The sequence below is a fragment of the Acholeplasma oculi genome (assembly GCF_900166985.1).
Taxonomy (GTDB): Bacteria; Bacillota_I; Bacilli_A; order Acholeplasmatales; family Acholeplasmataceae; genus Acholeplasma; species Acholeplasma oculi.
The window spans coordinates 180,337-199,351 of the sequence record NZ_FUZK01000003.1; the positions used below are offsets into that span (position 1 = coordinate 180,337).

Annotated in this window: 12 protein-coding genes; 1 reads left to right on the forward strand and 11 read right to left on the reverse strand. The window is 32.0% G+C overall.

Going from position 1 to position 19,015, the window contains the following annotated elements; genetic code table 11:
- Positions 1-106: 106 nt before the first annotated feature.
- From galE to pfkA, 10 genes are all read right to left on the reverse strand, one after another.
- Positions 107-1,102: a UDP-glucose 4-epimerase GalE gene (galE, locus tag B5X49_RS06670; RefSeq protein WP_045749027.1), complete on the reverse strand. Its 996-nt coding sequence runs from the start codon at positions 1,100-1,102 to the stop codon at positions 107-109.
- A 73-nt stretch (positions 1,103-1,175) separates the two neighbouring features.
- Positions 1,176-1,952 (reverse strand): protein phosphatase 2C domain-containing protein, encoded by a 777-nt coding sequence (locus tag B5X49_RS06675; protein WP_045749026.1) that lies wholly within the window; start codon positions 1,950-1,952, stop codon positions 1,176-1,178.
- On the reverse strand, positions 1,953-2,867 hold the full coding sequence (locus B5X49_RS06680; RefSeq protein ID WP_045749025.1) for a hypothetical protein: 915 nt from the start codon (positions 2,865-2,867) through the stop codon (positions 1,953-1,955).
- 227 nt (positions 2,868-3,094) lie between these two features.
- A complete protein-coding gene (locus tag B5X49_RS06685; protein ID WP_045749024.1) occupies positions 3,095-3,430 on the reverse strand; it encodes an SHOCT domain-containing protein in 336 nt (111 codons plus the stop codon).
- 87 nt (positions 3,431-3,517) lie between these two features.
- Positions 3,518-4,654 (reverse strand): nucleotidyltransferase domain-containing protein, encoded by a 1,137-nt coding sequence (locus B5X49_RS06690; RefSeq protein ID WP_159444502.1) that lies wholly within the window; start codon positions 4,652-4,654, stop codon positions 3,518-3,520.
- Positions 4,655-4,718: 64 nt separating this feature from the next.
- Entirely contained in the window at positions 4,719-6,050 is a 1,332-nt protein-coding gene (gene glnA / locus B5X49_RS06695) for a type I glutamate--ammonia ligase (protein ID WP_045749022.1), read from the reverse strand.
- A gap of 174 nt (positions 6,051-6,224) precedes the next feature.
- The gene (locus tag B5X49_RS06700; protein ID WP_045749993.1) at positions 6,225-8,054 is read right to left on the reverse strand and encodes a polysaccharide biosynthesis protein; all 1,830 of its coding nucleotides are present in this window, start codon (positions 8,052-8,054) and stop codon (positions 6,225-6,227) included.
- A gap of 79 nt (positions 8,055-8,133) precedes the next feature.
- On the reverse strand, positions 8,134-9,609 hold the full coding sequence (locus B5X49_RS06705; protein ID WP_045749021.1) for a sugar transferase: 1,476 nt from the start codon (positions 9,607-9,609) through the stop codon (positions 8,134-8,136).
- Positions 9,610-9,735: 126 nt separating this feature from the next.
- The gene (gene pyk / locus B5X49_RS06710) at positions 9,736-11,088 is read right to left on the reverse strand and encodes a pyruvate kinase (RefSeq protein ID WP_045749020.1); all 1,353 of its coding nucleotides are present in this window, start codon (positions 11,086-11,088) and stop codon (positions 9,736-9,738) included.
- Positions 11,089-11,119: 31 nt separating this feature from the next.
- Positions 11,120-12,070: a 6-phosphofructokinase gene (gene pfkA, locus B5X49_RS06715; protein WP_045749019.1), complete on the reverse strand. Its 951-nt coding sequence runs from the start codon at positions 12,068-12,070 to the stop codon at positions 11,120-11,122.
- A gap of 282 nt (positions 12,071-12,352) precedes the next feature.
- Between pfkA and B5X49_RS06720 the strand changes: the two genes are divergently transcribed.
- Positions 12,353-13,597: a 6-phosphofructokinase gene (locus B5X49_RS06720; protein WP_045749018.1), complete on the forward strand. Its 1,245-nt coding sequence runs from the start codon at positions 12,353-12,355 to the stop codon at positions 13,595-13,597.
- A gap of 66 nt (positions 13,598-13,663) precedes the next feature.
- Here the strand turns inward: B5X49_RS06720 and B5X49_RS06725 are convergent.
- Positions 13,664-19,015, reverse strand: a 5,352-nt coding sequence (locus B5X49_RS06725; RefSeq protein ID WP_211026757.1) for an Ig-like domain-containing protein, incomplete at its 5' end; no start/stop codon positions are given.

Here is a 19,015-nt window from a genome sequence, read left to right on the forward strand (position 1 = left end):
ATATCCTCTTTATGTTCGTTTTATTAGTGAACAATTTTATTATTACACAATAACATCTAAATTTCAAGTGTTAATGCTCAACCCGGAAAATTACCAGAGTATTCTTTTACTTTAAATTATTTTCAAATCGCCATGCATCTTTAACCATATCTTCAATTGTTAATTCAGTCTGCCAGTTAAGTTCCTTCTTTGCTTTATTTACATCTGCATATACAGTTGCAAGATCTCCTGGTCTTCTATCAACAATTTCATAAGGAATTTTTATATGATTAACCTTTTCAAATGTTTGAATGAGTTCTAATACACTTGTACCAACACCTGATCCTAAGTTATAAATATTCACATTATCCTTAGAACCCTTAAGTGCTGCAATATGACCTTTAGCTAAATCTACAACATGTATATAGTCTCTTACACCTGTTCCGTCCACTGTATCATAGTCATTACCAAAAACAAAAAGCTTTTCTCTGATTCCTTTTGCTACTTGGGTTACATAAGGCATCAGATTATTAGGTATACCTTGTGGTTTTTCACCAATAAGTCCTGACTTATGTGCACCAATTGGATTAAAGTATCTGAGTAGTGTAATCTTCATATCTGGATTATTTTTAGCAAAATCTCTTAATATACGTTCACTCATTTTCTTTGTTTCACCATATGGATTAGATGTTTCTTTTAAATCCATTGTTTCTACAAGTGGTGAAACACCTTCACCATATACGGTTGCAGATGATGAAAATATAAAGTTTTGGACTTTATATTTTTCAGCCATCATAGCAAGTACCATGGTTGTATTTAAATTGTTTTGGTAATATTTTAATGGTTTTGCAACAGATTCACCAACTGCTTTATATCCAGCAAAGTGAATAATTGCATCAATCTTTTCTTCAATAAATATAGGTTCTATGACCGTTAAATCTGAACAATCCGCTTCATAAAATTTAAGAGCTTTATTGTTTGTTAATTGTTTAATCTTATCTAATACCTCTAATTGACTATTATAGAGGTTATCAACGATAACCACCTCATAACCTAGGTTCATCAGTTCAACAACTGTATGAGAACCAATATAACCTGTTCCACCTGATACTAATACTTTCATCCGTTTGTCTCCTCTTCTCGATTGAGATTCAATTGTAGTTGTTATTCAATTAATTTAGAAATACTTAACGCTATCAAGATTGACAATCAATCTTGATCGCAGTAATATCATCAATTACTTTTAATCTTTTAAATTTTACCATATCTTTATCTTGATAAGCCACATCTACAATTCTTTGAACACCTTTATCTAAATCATGATTGATAAAATCAATATTCTTTTTAGTAATCATAAATGTGTCTCTCATACTAAAATATCCATCTGTAAACAATAATATCTTATCTACTTTATTTTTCATGACTTTAAATATTAAAGGTTCATAAACCATATCCAGACTAGGTATTAATGCTTGATATTTAATACCTAATAAATTTCTATGTCTTATAAGTATATCTTTAAAATCTACATGGTTCCTATACTTATAATCGACAGCAATCTGATCTAATGCTTTGACTCTTTTATCCATTTTAAGTTTATATCTTCCACTCAAATATTTGATAGCTACCCCAGAATCACCTATAATAAATAATTCATAGTGATTCTTTTTTTCTATGGCACAAACCAGTGCCATAGAAGGAAGTTCTGCAGGTATCTTTGAAGAGATATTAAAATAGTGATAACTTTCTCTACTAAGTCTGTGTATTGCTTCTAAAAAATCATTTGATTCTTTATAAAATCTATAAAGATTCTTTTTAGCATAATTAACAAATCTTTCTGCAATAGAACCATCTTTAGATGCTTGACCATTAAGAAGTGTTGTTGCCCCGTCCATGACAACATAAAAACCATCTTCTATAATGAAGCCGTCTTCATTATAGTCTCTATAAGGTCTTGTTACTGCTTTTACCATTTAAATAATCTCCATCGTATAAAATAATATAAGTATACCTATTCCCATTAAACATAAAATACCAGATATCAACCATAACCACTTACTGTTTTTAGTTTTAGTTAAAAGATTGGTTACCATAATAACCACTCCAAAGAAAACAAAAAACATACCATTTAACATAAACATGAGCTTTATTGGTTCTTGACTATTAGCAGCAACTGTAATGTTTCCAATCACTAAAGTGATTAACCCTGTAAACATGGATATCAATCTGATATTATTTGCATTCACTTCTTTAATATTTGCATCAAGTACTTTGTTTTGTTCCAAAAGTGCTTGATTCTGTTTTAATTGTTTCGCAAATAATAAATAATCTTGATATGTACCAATGACTAAACTATAATCTACTCTTGTAGGTTTTTCTTTATACTTAGCCAGTCCAAATGAATGGATTGCATCATCATATTTTCCAAGTAGTAATTTAATACGGCCACGTGTTGCATAAAACTTAGCATAATCACTTTCTAGATTTAAACATGTATCCATATGTTTTTCAGCAAGTTCTATATAGTCTTTAGCAAATACATCTTTTAATAATGTATCTTGATCTGCACTGATAAGTTCAAAGTAACTTGCAACAATTTCTGCATAATAATGTAAAACACCTGGATGATTCATAAATTCAGACTTTTGAACTAAGGATCTGGATTGCTTCATTAATTCTTTCAAATCATATGCATCTTGTGATACTAATAACCTTGATAGTAATAAAACATGTTCTAAGAATGAAATCGTCTTAAATCTAGATGCATAGGAGTTGATTAGTGGTTCAATCATATCTACTCTTTTAAGTCTTCTGTAATATGTAAATAATAAGAAGAATGCAGTAAACTGAAAAGATATGTCTTCTTTATCATCAATAAGTACATTCATTAAATAGATTTCATCTTTTTTATCTAAACCACATTCGATGATTTTTTAGCCTCACGTTCAAATGAACGGTTACTAAAATCTATCTTAAGTAATGCTTTGATTTTATCTTTCATCTTTAAATCCCCCACAGATTATATATATTCATTATAATGCATTCAAGACTTAATATGCTATAAATATATAAAATAGAGAATCCCAAATATGAGATTCTCTATTTTCATTATATGTTATTCTGCTGCTAAAATCTTCCTTTTGATGTCTTCATATTCATCATCCGAGATTAATCCTTTCAAATACATTGAACGTGCTTTATTGAGCTGTGTTTCTCTATCCCCAATAAAAACATGTGCAGAAACTGGTTTTGCTGGTTCAGCAGTTTTCTTTTCTTCACTTTTTAAATTTACAACACTTACCATGATTGTGATTGCATAGATGATTCCTGATATCCACCATAATGGTATAAACGGTATAGCAAACAACATGAAGAATACACCAATCACACTACATATAAGTGCAGCTTTCCATTTCTTTACACAAATCAAAACGATTGCGACAATATCCATGATCCAATTACCCCTTTATAAGTTATTAAAGCCATTATACATGATTACACAATCAAAATCTACTTATTCTATAAAAACACCTTAGGTTTATAGACCTAAGGTGTTATAGACATTTTCGATGTCACTTGTTTTCTTATCATTTGTAATTGCTTTTAATCTCATTTTAGTGTCTTTTGGCTTTCTAAATACTTGTTTCAAAATACGTACCATCCATGCGTATGGTAATAAGATAGGATATTTTTTTAAATAAGGATAATGTTCCATAATATAAGTCCTTCTAGGGAAAACTTCGCTTAAAAAATATCTAAATTTAGATTTCTTTAACTTTTTGGTTTCATATGTTTTTTTAGATTCATAATAATTATGTTCTTTACCTAATCCATGAACACCTGATTTAATGATGTAGTCTAATACCATTTCATCTTTATCTGTCATTGGCTTTTCTCTATATAAACCATCGAGTAGACTCAAAAGTCTTTCATGCATCGTTTGAAGCCCTACTCGATTTAAGAGTATCTCTAGCCTTTTTTGATCCATATCTTTTTGATGATGTTTTAAATATATCTCTAAATCAATTAAGTTTCTTAAACCCACACCAGATGTTTTAATGTGTCTTGCTAGATGAGTTAATAAATATACATATTCAAACGATGGGTCAAATGAAAGTTTACCCTCTTTTTCCATCACATAGCTCCAACAATCATCTAGTAAACCTTTAGAATCATAATCTACTATGGATGTAATACTTTGATGGAGTTCAACCTCCATCAAAGAACTGGATTCATAAACGTGGTGGTGTGTTGTTGCTGATAAATATTTATAGTTATTTTTCTCTAGAACTTCTTTTGCTTTTGAAAAGTCATCTTTTTTAACCAGTATATCAATATCACCCATCGTACGTTCATAAGTGTTTGGATATATTTTTTTTAGTGGAACACCTTTTAAGAATATAAAAGGTATTTCTTCATTCGTAAATATAGATTCTAAATTTTTAATCACTTCTTGTTGTTTTACATCCTTTGATATATAGGACTGAAAGATTTGTTTAAATTTTAATAAGTACCTAGGCTCCTTAAAACCATTTGGATCAATCGTTTCATAAAAATATCCTACAAGTCCATGCATCGTAAGTAATTCTAAAAAAGACTTCTCGTCTTTCACATCAAACTTATATGTAATAGATTTTGCTTTTGCAGTAAATAAAGAAATGAGTTCTTGTCTCAAATAGATCACCATACCTATTATACAATAAAAAAATATCAGGGTTTCTCATAACCCTGATATTTGATTAATATTTATGTAAATAACTCTTGATTTCCCAATCACTAATATAGGTTTTATAACTATCCCATTCTTTTTGTTTTGCAATAATGAGTTTTTCAGTTAAGTGTTTACCTAATACATCTTTAATGAGAACAGATTTTTTAAATGATTCAATCGCTTCTTCTAAATTACTTGGAAGATTGGATACACCTAATTCTGCTCTTTCTTCATTAGATAAAGCAAATAAATTCTTCTCAACAGGTTTTACATCCAGTTTATTTTTAATGCCTTCTAATCCTGCCGCTAAAATGGATGCGATTGCTAGATACGGGTTTGCAGTAGGGTCCACATTTCTAACCTCAATACGCGTACTTCTACCGCGGCTAGCAGGAATTCTAATCATTGTAGAACGGTTTGCCTCACTCCATGAGATATAACATGGTGCCTCATACCCTGGAACAAGTCTCTTATATGAGTTTACAATGGGGTTTGTGATTAAACAAAACTCTTTTGCATAAGTTAATACCCCACTTAAGAACTCATGTGCTGTTTGGCTGAGTTTATTATGTGAATTTGGATCAAAGAACACATTCTCACCTGATGCGGATTCCAAACTTAAATTTGTATGCATTCCAGAACCATTAATACCAAATACAGGTTTTGGCATAAATGTTGCATGAAACCCATGTCGTCTAGCTACATTTTTAACAACGAGTTTAAAGGTTTGAATATTGTCGCATGTTTGAAGTGCATTATCAAACATGAAATTGATTTCATGTTGGCTATATGCTACTTCATGGTGAGATGCTTCAATATTAAAACCTAATTTTTGAAGTTCAAGTGCAATATTTCTTCTGCAATCTTCACTAGAATCCACAGGTGCTAAATCAAAATATCCACCTTGATCGGTATATTTTAAACTATATGGATTTTCAGAGTCTTGTTTAAATAAGAAAAACTCTGGTTCAACACCCACATTTAATTTTTCAAAACCTAATTTTTTCATTTGAGCGATTTGTTTCTTTAAAATCTGTCTTGGATCTCCTGGAAATGGTTCTTTGCTGGGTCTGTGAACATCACAGAAAAATCTAGCAACCTTTCCTTCTTTTAATTGTTCCCAAGAAAGAATTAACCATGTATCCATATCAGGATATAGATACATATCTGCTTCTTGAATTCTTACAAATCCTTCAACCGATGATCCATCGAACATCTGTTCATTTTGAAGTACTTTTTCTATCTTTGTAGCTGGGACTTCGACATTCTTAATCTGACCAAGCATGTCGGTAAACATTAAGCGGATATATCTAATATCATGGTCTTTGATATCTTGTAGAACGGACTCTTTAGTGATCATGGCTTCTTCCTTTATTTTATTTTTAATGTTTTTGATTATATATGAAAATAATGTATGATGTCAACAATTTTTATAACGAAAATGAAAGAAATTTTCAAAAAGTGAAAATACACTTAACCAAAATAAAAACTCCATACTATGTATGGAGAATTTTGAAAGTTTTGTAAACTTTTCTTAACTTGTTATTTTATAGGATTGAACAATCTTTGCGACATGTTCTTTAATTTGGTGATTATCTAAGGTATGGAAGGTTTCAATCAACTCTTTAAATAATACATCGTTTAAAGTATCATCCACACGGTGTTCAACAAATATGGATTGATTATTGGTTTTGTGAAGATCTTTATCCTTCACATCAACCAATAACTCTTCATAGAGTTTTTCACCTGGTCTTAATCCAACAATTTCTATTTCAATATCTTCACCAACTCTTAAACCCGCTAAACGGATCATCTTAGTTGCAAGATCATATATTTTTACAGGTTCACCCATGTCTAAAATAAATAAATCACCTTTTTTAGCATAAACACCACACTGTAAGATGAGTCCTACAGCCTCTGGTATCGTCATAAAGTATCTTGTGATGTCTTTATGTGTAACAGTCACTGGACCACCATCTGCGATTTGCTTTTTAAATAAAGGAATAACTGATCCATTTGAACCTAATACATTACCAAATCTTACTGCTGCAAAACTCGTTTCACTTTTTGCTTGTTCATGTTTAATAATGAGTTCTGCAAACCTCTTTGTAGCACCCATCACATTGGTTGAACGAACAGCTTTATCACTCGATACTAAGACAAATTTTTTAACCTTGTATTTAGTGGATAGTGTTGCTGTATTATAGGTTCCTAATACATTGGTTCTAACTGCCTCAACTGAGCTATCTTCCATTAATGGAACATGTTTATAGGCTGCTGCGTGGAAAACAATCGTTGGTTTAAATTCTTTAAATATCTCTTCTAATCTCTCTTTATTATAAACACTTCCGATACGGACCACTAATTCAGGGAATTTGTGGTCAGTTTGTTTATGTGCTTTTCTTAAGAGCTCCATTTGAATATCATAAGCATTATTTTCATAGATATCAAAAATAATGAGTTGTTTTGGTTTTAAATCAAATATTTGACGAGAAAGTTCACTTCCAATAGAGCCACCTCCACCCGTAACTAAAACCACTTCATTTTCAATAAAATCATGAATACCTTGATTATCCAGTTCAATAACTGGACGATCGAGTAAGTCTTCAACTTTTAAATCAATTAATTTTGGTTTTTCATTTTCTTCAATATCTTCCAAGATATTTAATTTTCTAATTTTAATATGTTGTTTCATCAACGTATTGATTAAATGATGGAATCGATCCTTTTCTAAATCCTTAATGGCAAGAATTGCTTCTTCGATTTTATACTTTTTAACAACAGCATCAATATCACCTAATGTACCTACAATATTAATACCTAAGATTCTTTTACCTATTTTATCTGGATTATCATCCACATAACAAACAGGTATATTATTTAAATCCTTATTTTTATAAATTTCTTTAGCAACAATCTCACCTGCAGAACCTGCTCCAATGATTAAGGTTCTAGCACCAATTGTTTTAATCCATCTGAGCTGATGTTGTAGTGTTAAATAAATTCTTCTAATCACTCTAGGTCCAATCATTCCGCTGATTTCTATCAGTGTAATGAAGACAAGTGCAGATTCAAACATGAAATCAGCCTTTGTTACAAAAATATAAATAGCAATCAATATGTTTGTAAAAACTACTATCCCTGCAATTCTTATGAAATCTTCAAAACCTGTGTGATTACTAATAATTTTATAGATTCCAAAAATATAGTTGAATAATAGTTTTACAGGAATAATAATAGCTAATGCTAAAACCAGTCCATCATAAGTGTGATCAATCCCTGTATAAAGAAACATCCACATGGTGAGTAGATAAGAAATAATGATTGTTAAACAATCAAAAAGTACATATTTAAATACTTTCATGAATGATTTGAATTTTGTTTGATGTGGCAAAAAAATCTCCCCTTTATGTTATACCTATAATTTAATGTTATAGCGTATTTTAACTGTTTTTTAGTTCAAATACTGATAAATTGCTGCAAGTAATTGGTTCTAATGTTTTATTTTTTAATTTGAGTAAATCATGAATCGTAAAGTTTTCTTCACGACCTAATCCCATATCTTTACTAAATACTACAATAATTGTTAAAAATATAATCTTAATATCTAGCCATAAGCTACAACGACGTACATAAAGTAAATCATATCGAAGTCTTTCCTCAGGTGTTGTATCATATCGACCATAGACGTGGGATAACCCTGTAATTCCAGGTTTAACATTGCTTCGATATCTAAAGTCAGGGTTTTCCTTGGTTGCCTCATCGACAACACTCTTCATAAAAGGTCTTGGACCAACTAAAGTCATTTCACCTAAGAAGACGTTGATGAGTTGAGGTAACTCATCTAAGCGTGTTGCACGAATGAATTTACCGAATGGTGTAATTCTAGCATCATTTCTGGTAGCGAGTGTTTGTTCCATTTCTTTAGTTTGTTTAAATGTCATGGATCTAAACTTTAAAATATAAAATGGTTTATTATCTCTTTTAAAACGTTCTTGTTTATAAAATACTGGTCCACCATCTTGTAGTTTAATAATTAAAGCTACAAGTAACATCGGTATACCTGCAATTAATAATCCAATGACAGATACAATTAAGTCGATTATTCTTTTAATAAAACGCATTTCAAAGGATAAATGCATATTTTGACTGCGTAAAACCATGGTATCATCAACGGTTTCAAATTTTGAATCCAGTAACAGAATATCAAATTTCTTAGGAACTACATAAACTTCTTTATAGTTATTTAAAGATGCATAATCTACAATCATCTCTTTAACTTTAACATCTAAGTTTTCAGTGATATATATATTATCAACTTGATCAATGAGTTCAAAAATAGATGCATCAACGGTTTCCTCGGGACCCACATAGACTAAATACTTAATCATCATATGGCGTGCTTTAGAAAGTATGAATTTGCTTGCTAAGGCATCCACTTCATTTTTAGTTCCGATAATCATGGTATATCTTTTATCGAATCTAGCCAGTATTCTATAAAAGATATATTTATATAAGGCATAGGTTATAATTTCTATCCCTACAACTGCAAATAAATACCAAGGTGTTTCAAAGATAAAGTTATCCAATCTAATAAAGTTATAAGCAATTAAAGGTATATTCATGAATACAATAGATAACATTGTATTTTTCATAGAGTTACGGTAACTGTTATTGACAATGGTTGTATGATATACCTTAAACATAATTGCTGTAGCCATTAAATAAAGTAATGCAAAGAACCAATAAAAATACCAATACATACCTACAATTTGATTCCAAGGGAAAAAATAACCATAGACAAAAAAGTGGTGAATTTGAATGGCTGTAAATAAGCTAAATATCATAACGAATATGTCGAGTGCATATTCTAAAAAACGAATGAATGACCCTTGCCAAAGGTTTTTATATGTGTTCACGATTTAATACCTCAATTAATGTAACTTATCTTTATTCTATATAAACATTATAACCTAAGAGATTAAAAAAGATGAAACAAAATGCCAGTTACCTGGCATTCTTGGTTCATCTTGTCAATTAATGTATTATTTTACTTGTAAAAGCTTTGTTGAACTTTGAGTGATTTCTAGAACGAAATCATCTTTAGTTAAACCAAGTTTATCGACAACATCAGCAGCTTCATCTTTAGATAATACTGGGTATACTCCAAAATGAATTGCAAGTGATCTTGCTTCTTTAGCAGATTTTACAACAGCAATATTAATTGCTGGTGAATGATATTTAGCAAATGCTTTAGCAACATCAGCACCTTCTGAAATGACAGCATTTACTTCATACTCTAATACAAGCTTCGCAGCAGATTGAGCAATTGCATCAATGTTGGATTCACCTTGGTAGAATCCATCTAAGAATGCATCATAATCAACGGATTCTTCAGCTTTAAGATCAATTGTAGCCATTTTCTTAACAGATTCGATTGGATAATCCCCAGCAGCAGATTCTCCACTTAACATGGTTGCAGATGTTCCTTCACGAACTGCGTTAAAGACATCGCTCACTTCAGCTCTTGTAGGTCTTGGGTTTTTTTGCATAGATTCTAGCATTTGAGTTGCAACAATAACAACTTTACCAGCTTCTAAACATTGATCAATCATTTCTGTTTGATATAAAGGTACTAATTCTCCAGCAACTTCAATTCCTAAGTCACCACGAGCAACCATAATACCATCAACGACTTCTAAAATTTCAGATAAGTTGTCCATACCTTCTTGGTTTTCAATCTTAGCAATGATTTGAACATCTTTTCCACCATTGTTATCTAAGATATCACGAACAGCTTTTGCATCTTCTGCACGTCTTACGAAACTTGCAGCAACAAAGTCATAACCCATTTTTGCAGCAAATTTAATATCATTTTCATCTTTTTCTGAAATGAAAGGCATATTAAGTACAACACCAGGAACGTTTACACCGCGACGTGATTTAACAACATGCGTATTTTTAGCAACTGTAATTAATTCTTTTGCTTCTGCATCTTTACCAATAACTTCTAAAGTTAAGTAACCATCATCAACTGTAACAAATTCTCCAACTTTCATATCATCAAATAAACCTGGATATGAAACTGAGAATTTCTCTGCATTACCAAGTACTGGTGTAAATGCAATTCTTACTTCTGAGTTTTTCTTGATCTCTACTTTACCATCAAACTCATGTGTTCTAATTTCTGGTCCTTTAGTATCCAGTAAGTATGCAACATGTGTTCCAAGTTCTTCATTGATTGCTTGAACTGTTTTTAATCTATTACCATGTTCTTCGTAATCTCCGTGTGAGAAATTAAAACGAGCAACGTTCATACCAGCTTTAATCAATTGTGTCATGATTGCTTTATCTTCTGATGCTGGCCCTAATGTACAAATAATTTTTGTTTTTTTCATATATTTTTACCTTTCATATTTATAATTTAATTTATCTTATTTTTTGAACTAAGTCGTATAATTCGCCGCGTTCTTTTGGATGATTGACAATATCTGCAAGTGGACTTGTTACAAGTTTATCGTTTTTAATACCTATACACTCACCACTCACACCTTGCATAATTGCCTCAACCGCATATGAACCCATACGAGATGCTAAGATTCTATCCTCAGCAACTGGTCTTCCACCACGTTGGATATAACCTAAGACAGTTGCTCTAGAACTGAATCCTGATTTTATAGAAATCTCAGCTGCAAGCTTATGCACATCAAATTGTTGCTCTGTTACAACAATGATGGCATGTCTTCTACCTTCGTCATTATGTTTCTTTAAAGTAGAAATTAATTTATCTTTATTAATTGGGTTTTCTGGAGTAATAATAAATTCTGCACCTCCACAAATCCCTGCGTATAATGCAAGGTCACCTGAGGTTCTACCCATGACCTCAATAATCGAACATCTTCTATGAGATGATGATGTATCTCTTAATTTGTCAATCGCATCAACAATTGTATTTAATGCGGTATGGAATCCGATTGTAAAATCCGTTCCATAAACGTCATTATCAATTGTTCCTGGTATACCAATGGTTTGAAATCCTAATTCGTGTAATGCAAGTGCACCACGGTAAGATCCATCTCCACCAATAACGATTAACGCATCAATACCTCTGTTTGTTAAGTTGTCAATAGCAACCATTTGAACTGGAACTTCTTTAAATTCTGTAACTCTTGCTGTTCCAAGCATGGTTCCACCAGCACTTAACATACCCGATACATCTTTGGATGTTAATGGAATAAAGTTGTCTTCAAGTAATCCTCTATACCCATCCAATACACCAAATATTTCATGTCCGAATGCGATTCCTGTACGAACGACAGCACGAATGGCTGCATTCATTCCAGGTGCATCTCCTCCTGAAGTTAAAACTGCAATTTTCATCTAGTCATACCTCCTCATACGCCTTTATAATTATATCATGATTTATATAATAAAATAATGAAAACGGTGAACAAATGTTTCAATTTATAAAATTTATTCACCCGATGTTAGATTATATGTTATTTTATGAAAAGAGACATTAAAAGTTATAAATAAAATGTTTTCTTACCATTCTTTCATATATTTTAGAAGTTTTCGTCTGTAATTGGATACAACCATTTGCAAATTAAGTGATAGTTTGATAAACTTAATATGGAATTTTTATATAAAGGAAGGTATATTATGGCAAAATTAGTTGGTGCTGCTTTACTCGGTCAATCTGGTGGTCCTACATCAGTGATTAATGCGTCTGCAGCAGGCGTTTTTTTAGAGGCTTTAAAACATGAAGAAATCACTGAGATTTATGGTGCAGCTCATGGTATCAAAGGTATCTTAGATGAAAACTTCTACGATATTAGAAAAGAAGATGTTGAAGAACTTGAATTATTAAAGTATACTCCATCATCTGCAATTGGATCTGTAAGATATAAATTAAAAGATGTTAAAAAAGATCCAACAGATTACAACAGATTACTTGAGATATTCAAGAAATATAACATCCGTTATTTCTTCTATAACGGTGGTAATGATTCTATGGATACTTGTTTAAAGATTTCTAAATTCATGAAGAAATCTGGTTGGGAATGCCGTGTTGTCGGTGTACCTAAGACAATTGATAATGACTTATTTGGAATCGACCATTCACCAGGTTATGGTTCTGCTGCTAAATATGTTGCAACATCTATTATGGAATTATACTTAGATGGTACAGTATATAACACACAACAATTCGTCATTGTTGAAGTCATGGGTAGAAATGCGGGTTGGTTAACTGCTGCTGCAAGTTTAGCAAAAGTTGGTGGTGTACAACCAGACTTAATCTACTTACCAGAAGTTGATTTTGATTTAGATAAATTCTACAGTCAAGTAGGCGATTTATTAAAAACAGGTAAATCTGTATTTGTTGTTGTTTCTGAAGGTATCAAAACTAAAGAAGGAAAATATATTCCTGAATTAGAAGCCGATATCAAGAGAGATGCATTCGGACATGCTAACCTTGGTGGTACTGCAAGTATCCTTGCAAACCACGTAGGAGAAAAGTTCGGTGTGAAAACTCGTGCTATCGAATTCTCATTATTACAAAGAAGTGCTGCTCATATCGCAAGCCAAACGGATATTGATGAGGCTTTCAAAGTAGGATCCATCGCAGTTAAAAAGGCTGTTGGTGGTACAACGGATAAATTTGTTGGTATTAGAAGAGCAGATGGCGATAAGTATAAAGCTAAATTCCCACTTCTTCCATTAAAGATTGTTGCAAATGCTGAAAGAAAAGTTCCTGCTGAATGGATCTTACCTGATGGTAAGGGTTTAACAGATGACTTTATCAACTATGCATTACCATTAATCCAAGGTGAAACGAAACTTAAAAAAGTAAATGGTTTACCAAGATTTGCTAAACTTAAAAAAGTTTTAGCAGCTAAAAAATAAATTTAAATAATAAAACCTGAGTCATTGAAGTGAAATATCACTTCTAGACTCAGGTTTTTATTTTACTTATTTACGGTAATCTGATTTTGCCCAAGCTTGAGTTGGTTTAAAGAATCCGTAATGTTGATTCCAAGTGTTTGTTCCTGGAATAACTGATGTTAATGTTATAGATTTTGAAACCCCTCCGATTTCAACAGTAATCGTATATTCTACTTCTGTTGTAAATTCAGGCATTCCAATGACACGTCCAGTACTAGAAACGAGTGGTGAATCTGATTGGAATGTAATGATTGCATCACTAAAGTTTGCAAGAACAAGCCTTTCAATAGCTACATGTTCCATAAATCTATCAAAATACCATGTTCCATTATAAATTGTATTATTTAATGTGTATGGATCACCCTTACCATCAGTAGTATTATGCATAATCACACGGTTATTGCTTAAGTTGTTTTCTTCTAAGAGATTTGCAACCAACTTAGCTGTTCTTTGTACCGTATCAATGATATCTCCATTTCTGTTGATATTCATTTCAATACCGATGGAGTTAAGGTTACCACCACGAGATGCAATCACACCTCTTGCTTGTTGTGTTTTTGCAAACCAGTGGGTACCGATAACATATTGACCTTCGATGATATCCCATGTTGGACCTTGATACGTAAAGTATGATTTATCTAGAATTTGGTTATTATCTCCACGAGGTGCCTCTACAGTTGATTTAATTCCATTAAATGTAAAGAATCCATCAACGGAAATGTCAATTACTGGTTTATCACTATTAAGAGCCATAATACCGGTTGGATGCCACTCGAAGGATGATGCAGTACCATCTCCAGCATGCCATCCGACATATTCATCTGGTAGACTACCAATAATTCCGTAATCTCCTGTTGTATAGTGAATACCAATACTATTAGCTGGATTTGCAAAGAATGAACCATGACTGAGTAATCCACTATTTAAGTTTGCTGTATCATGGATTAAGACAAACTCAACAGAACTCATTAAACGATTTGAAAACTTCGTAGGGTCTGCTGGGAATGATGTTCTATCAACGATAAAATCGTCAAATAAGAATAGGTTCACACTTTCATATCTTGGATCAGACCATTCTTGAGATGCTGTGTAGTAAGTAATGACATTTAATCCATTAACCACTGCATTATTAGATTGTCCTAATAATGAAAGTAATTGATCGACTCTGTCTTCTGCATCTAACTCCCCTTGTACAACGACTTTATAGGTATAGATTAATTCTGCACCATCAAAGATATCAATTAATGTTGTACCTGGTAATAATGCTTTAAATGTATTGTTTCCAATAACTTCTAAAATACCATCTTCTTCAGGTACATATGTATATGTTTTTCCTTGATTGTCTTTACCGAATCCTATAGCAGTCATGCTAAACTCATGGCCTGCTTGAATAAATCCGTTAAAGCCTGCACTAAATTCTAATGTGATATCTGCTGCAGGATGAACAACTACTTCCATTGTTGTAATAATTTCACCATTATGGTTTGTAATCGTTATAACAGCAATCCCACTATTGAGTGCAGTTAATTCTCCTGTTGGAGATACACCAACAACTTTTAAATCACTGGATGTATAAAGTAATAATTTATTAAATGCATCTAAAGGTAAGATTTCTATATCCAGTTGATATACATCACCTTTTGTCATTTCTTCGATTGGATTCTTAATGATAAGTTCAGTCACTGGATTTTTCTCTTCAAATTTTGCATATAGTTTGGTAGATTCTGATATTTCATATATACGTTCTCCTGTAAACTCAGGGTTTAAATACCATCCCATAAACTCATAGTTTTCTAAATAAACATTTACAGGAAGTACTTGTAATTCAGATTCACTTAAGAAAGTGGTTGGTTGTAAATCAGCAATTAAGTGATTCCAGAAACCATATTTTAAATCTCTAATACTATAATCAGCAGATTGCCAGTTTGCATTTTCTGTAAATTTACGACCATCCATGAATCCTCTTACTTCATATGAGAATGCATATCGGTAATTTCCATTTGCAGCATCAAATGCTTGAGCAGATTCTCTTGAAACAATATTTGCTGCAGATGCTTTATTTGTAGAAGATCCTACAACACTTAAATATTTTGCAACCCATAACCATTTATCTCTAAATCTTTGATCAAAGAAGAATGTATGGATATTGATACTTGTACCAAATGTATCTCTTGGAAGTTCACCAATGGTATAGGATGTTCCACCAAATAAGTTATAATCACTAATCCAATCATTTACCATCGCATCACGGTCAGGATATAAGGTGTTACCACCATTAAGTTCAAGTTCATAGGTAAATGAGTTTACAAAGACTTCATAATAAATTTCAATGACTAATGAGCCGTCTGGTTCTATGATACCTTCATACTGATCAAACTCTGTGTAAAAGCCTAATGCAGGATTTGGAAGTATAGTCACTTTTGAACCCACAACGCCTACTTTAACTTCTTCTGTAATATCGTAGCTATTTGTTTCTGCATTAAATACATAACGTATAATAACGTATTCTGCTTCTAATGCATTGACTTTAATCACACGTTTTGTAGCTGTGATTTCTGTACTGATATTTGATGCATCAATTTCTTGTCCAAATTGATCTAGGAAGATGTTATCTGTAAATGCAGCGATTTCTCCATCTTCAAAGAATACATATCCCGTTGGATTTTCAAATGTATTACCAATAACATCCACATCATAAATAAGTTTAGTTGTAGATTCATTTTTTCTTAAATGTACGGAGTTATGCGTATTGACAAACGCATTTTCCATAATATTAAAGTCAATATTTAATGAGTTATATGTAGATGTTACAATAACTCCGGATTGTGGATAGTTATCACTTGGATTACTCAACTCATTACCAATATTTTCAAATAGATTTCTCTTAATGTTAATGGTTTGTAAGTTACCAGCAGATGCAGAATATGCTCTAAAGACAATTGCTGCTTCTGCTTGCTTTAAATCATTTTTGAATGTGTTATCTTCAATATTGTATGTTCCATTATTGTAACCACCATCAAAACGGATTGCTCCAACTTTAAAGTTTAAGAATTCGTTGTTACGAATATTGATTTCAGTTCCAACCATGGTTCTATCCAGTGCAATAATATCTGATTTGATATTGTTAAATGTATTATGAAGAATATGAATATCTCCAAAAATATTGGTTCCAGAACCGACATAGAATTGAATGATTGCATTCACATTGGTTCTAGCGTTTGGAGCATAACCGGATGCTGATAGTAAAGTATCATAAATATGGTTATGACTAAATGTAAATCCTTTGAGCGTTCCAGTACTTACAACTTGGAAATTACCAGTCATTTTAAATCCAGTAATTGTAACATTCTCAATGTTTTTAGCAATTGTAATTTTCCCAGTTAGAATGGATGTTTGATTCATTTTACCTTCTAAGACAATTGATTTTGGAATGTTTAATGCCTCATCAAATGTTCCGTTGTTTACCATAACAACTTCACCTACTGCTGCCGCATTAATTGCTTCTTGAATGGTTGCGTAACCCACATTATTTACATATGCTGCCATTTTTTCTGTGATTGTGATTTCAATATCATCAGACATGGTTTCATAAGTTGCTGTAATGGTTACAACACCAACTCCAAGTAATGTCACTTGACCATTTGAAACTGTTGCAAGTTCTTCATTAGAACTTACCCATGATACTTCACCAAATACGAAGTATGGTGGTGTAGCAACAAGTTCTAAGGATAAAACATCTGATACTTGTCCATTCAAAGGTCCACTAATTGTAAAGCTTTCTAAAACTGGTGCTGCAATATGAATATATCTAAATCCAGGATCATCTACTGTTAATACTCTGTTTGCATCAACTGCTTCACCTAAACGGTCAAGGTATGTATTATTTTCAAATACAGTTTTCTTAACTGTTTCAAAATAAATATAACCTAATGTATCTTTAAATGTGTTACCTGAAACAGTTGCTGCCCAATTTGCCGCATCTCCTCTTAAGTGAACACTATTAAATGTATGTGTAAACGCATTATTGGTAATAGAAATATTGGTTGGATTACCATTAAATGTAGAGAATGTAATCACACCAGAACCTGGTTGATTACCATCTCTATTTCTTGAGGTAACCCCAATATTGATAAACTCATTTTGATCAATGATGATAGTTTGAGTTTTACCTGCCTCTGGAGCGATTGCTCTAAAGGTAATTGCACTAAATCCACTTAATTCATCATTCATAAATAAATTATCTATTATATTGTATGTACCATTATTATATCCACCATCAAAGCGAATTGCACTGATTGCAAAGTTTCTAAATTCGTTGAATCGGATATTAATTTCTGAATTTTCCATGGTTCTATCCAGTGAAATAATATCAGATTGAATATTTGTAAAGATATTGTTTTCAATATGGATATCTCCAAATAAATTAGCACCTGCTAATTTATAGAACTGAATAAATGCATTGACATTGGTACGAGATACTGGTAAATAACCTGAACCAGTTAATAATGTATCATAAACTAAGTTTTGTTTAAATTCAAATCCTTTTAATGTACCTGCACTCTTTATTTGTGCATTTAAAGTGAATTCAAATCCAACAAATGAAATATTGACTAAATTATCTGATAATTGGATGAGGTTTGTAAAAATAACACGTTCATTTAATGCAGGAACAAATGAGATATTAGATTTATTGACTTGAATGATGTCTCCATAAGTTCCACCTTTAATGGTGATCGTATCGTTTGCTACTGCTGCACTGATTGCATCTTGAATGGATGCATAAGATACATCACCAATCATAGCAACCGCTTCTTGGATTGTAATTTCAAATGTATCTGAAACACCATTGATTGTAGCAGTTACAAGCACTTTACCTGTACGTTTAAGAGTTACCACTCCATCTTCAACACTTGCAAGAGAATTTAAGTTAACAGTCCAATCAATCGCTTGATAGGTAGCATCCGTTGGAGATACAGTAACTTCTAATGTAATAGTTTCTCCAACAAGACCTGTACTTGGTCCAGTAATTTCAAAACTTTCAACTAAAACAGGTGCTGCTTCAATCGTAATTTCATGTGTATCACTGACTCCATCTGCTGTTGCAGTAATTGTAACGACACCTGCTTTAAGTAATGTAACCACACCATTTGAAACTGTTGCTAATGTTTCATCAGAACTTGTCCATGAAACTGCTTTATTTGTAGCGTCTACTGGAAGTACAGTTGCAGATAAAGTGATTTCATCCCCTACAGTACCTAGAGCGGGTCCAGTAATTTCAACAGATTCAACATCTAAAACTAATTCAGCAATTGTAATTTCATGTGTGTCACTTACCCCATCTGCAGTTGCAGTAATTGTAACGACACCTGCTTTAAGTAA

Excerpts from the sequence above, each read along its gene's own strand:
- B5X49_RS06680 (WP_045749025.1), bottom strand. The coding sequence starts at position 2,867 with ATGAATGTACTTATTGATGATAAAGAAGACATATCTTTTCAGTTTACT.
- B5X49_RS06675 (WP_045749026.1), bottom strand. The coding sequence starts at position 1,952 with ATGGTAAAAGCAGTAACAAGACCTTATAGAGACTATAATGAAGACGGC.
- pyk (WP_045749020.1), bottom strand. The coding sequence starts at position 11,088 with ATGAAAAAAACAAAAATTATTTGTACATTAGGGCCAGCATCAGAAGAT.
- B5X49_RS06700 (WP_045749993.1), bottom strand. The coding sequence starts at position 8,054 with ATGAAAGTATTTAAATATGTACTTTTTGATTGTTTAACAATCATTATT.
- B5X49_RS06720 (WP_045749018.1), top strand. The coding sequence starts at position 12,353 with ATGGCAAAATTAGTTGGTGCTGCTTTACTCGGTCAATCTGGTGGTCCT.
- glnA (WP_045749022.1), bottom strand. The coding sequence starts at position 6,050 with ATGATCACTAAAGAGTCCGTTCTACAAGATATCAAAGACCATGATATT.
- galE (WP_045749027.1), bottom strand. The coding sequence starts at position 1,102 with ATGAAAGTATTAGTATCAGGTGGAACAGGTTATATTGGTTCTCATACA.
- pfkA (WP_045749019.1), bottom strand. The coding sequence starts at position 12,070 with ATGAAAATTGCAGTTTTAACTTCAGGAGGAGATGCACCTGGAATGAAT.
- B5X49_RS06685 (WP_045749024.1), bottom strand. The coding sequence starts at position 3,430 with ATGGATATTGTCGCAATCGTTTTGATTTGTGTAAAGAAATGGAAAGCT.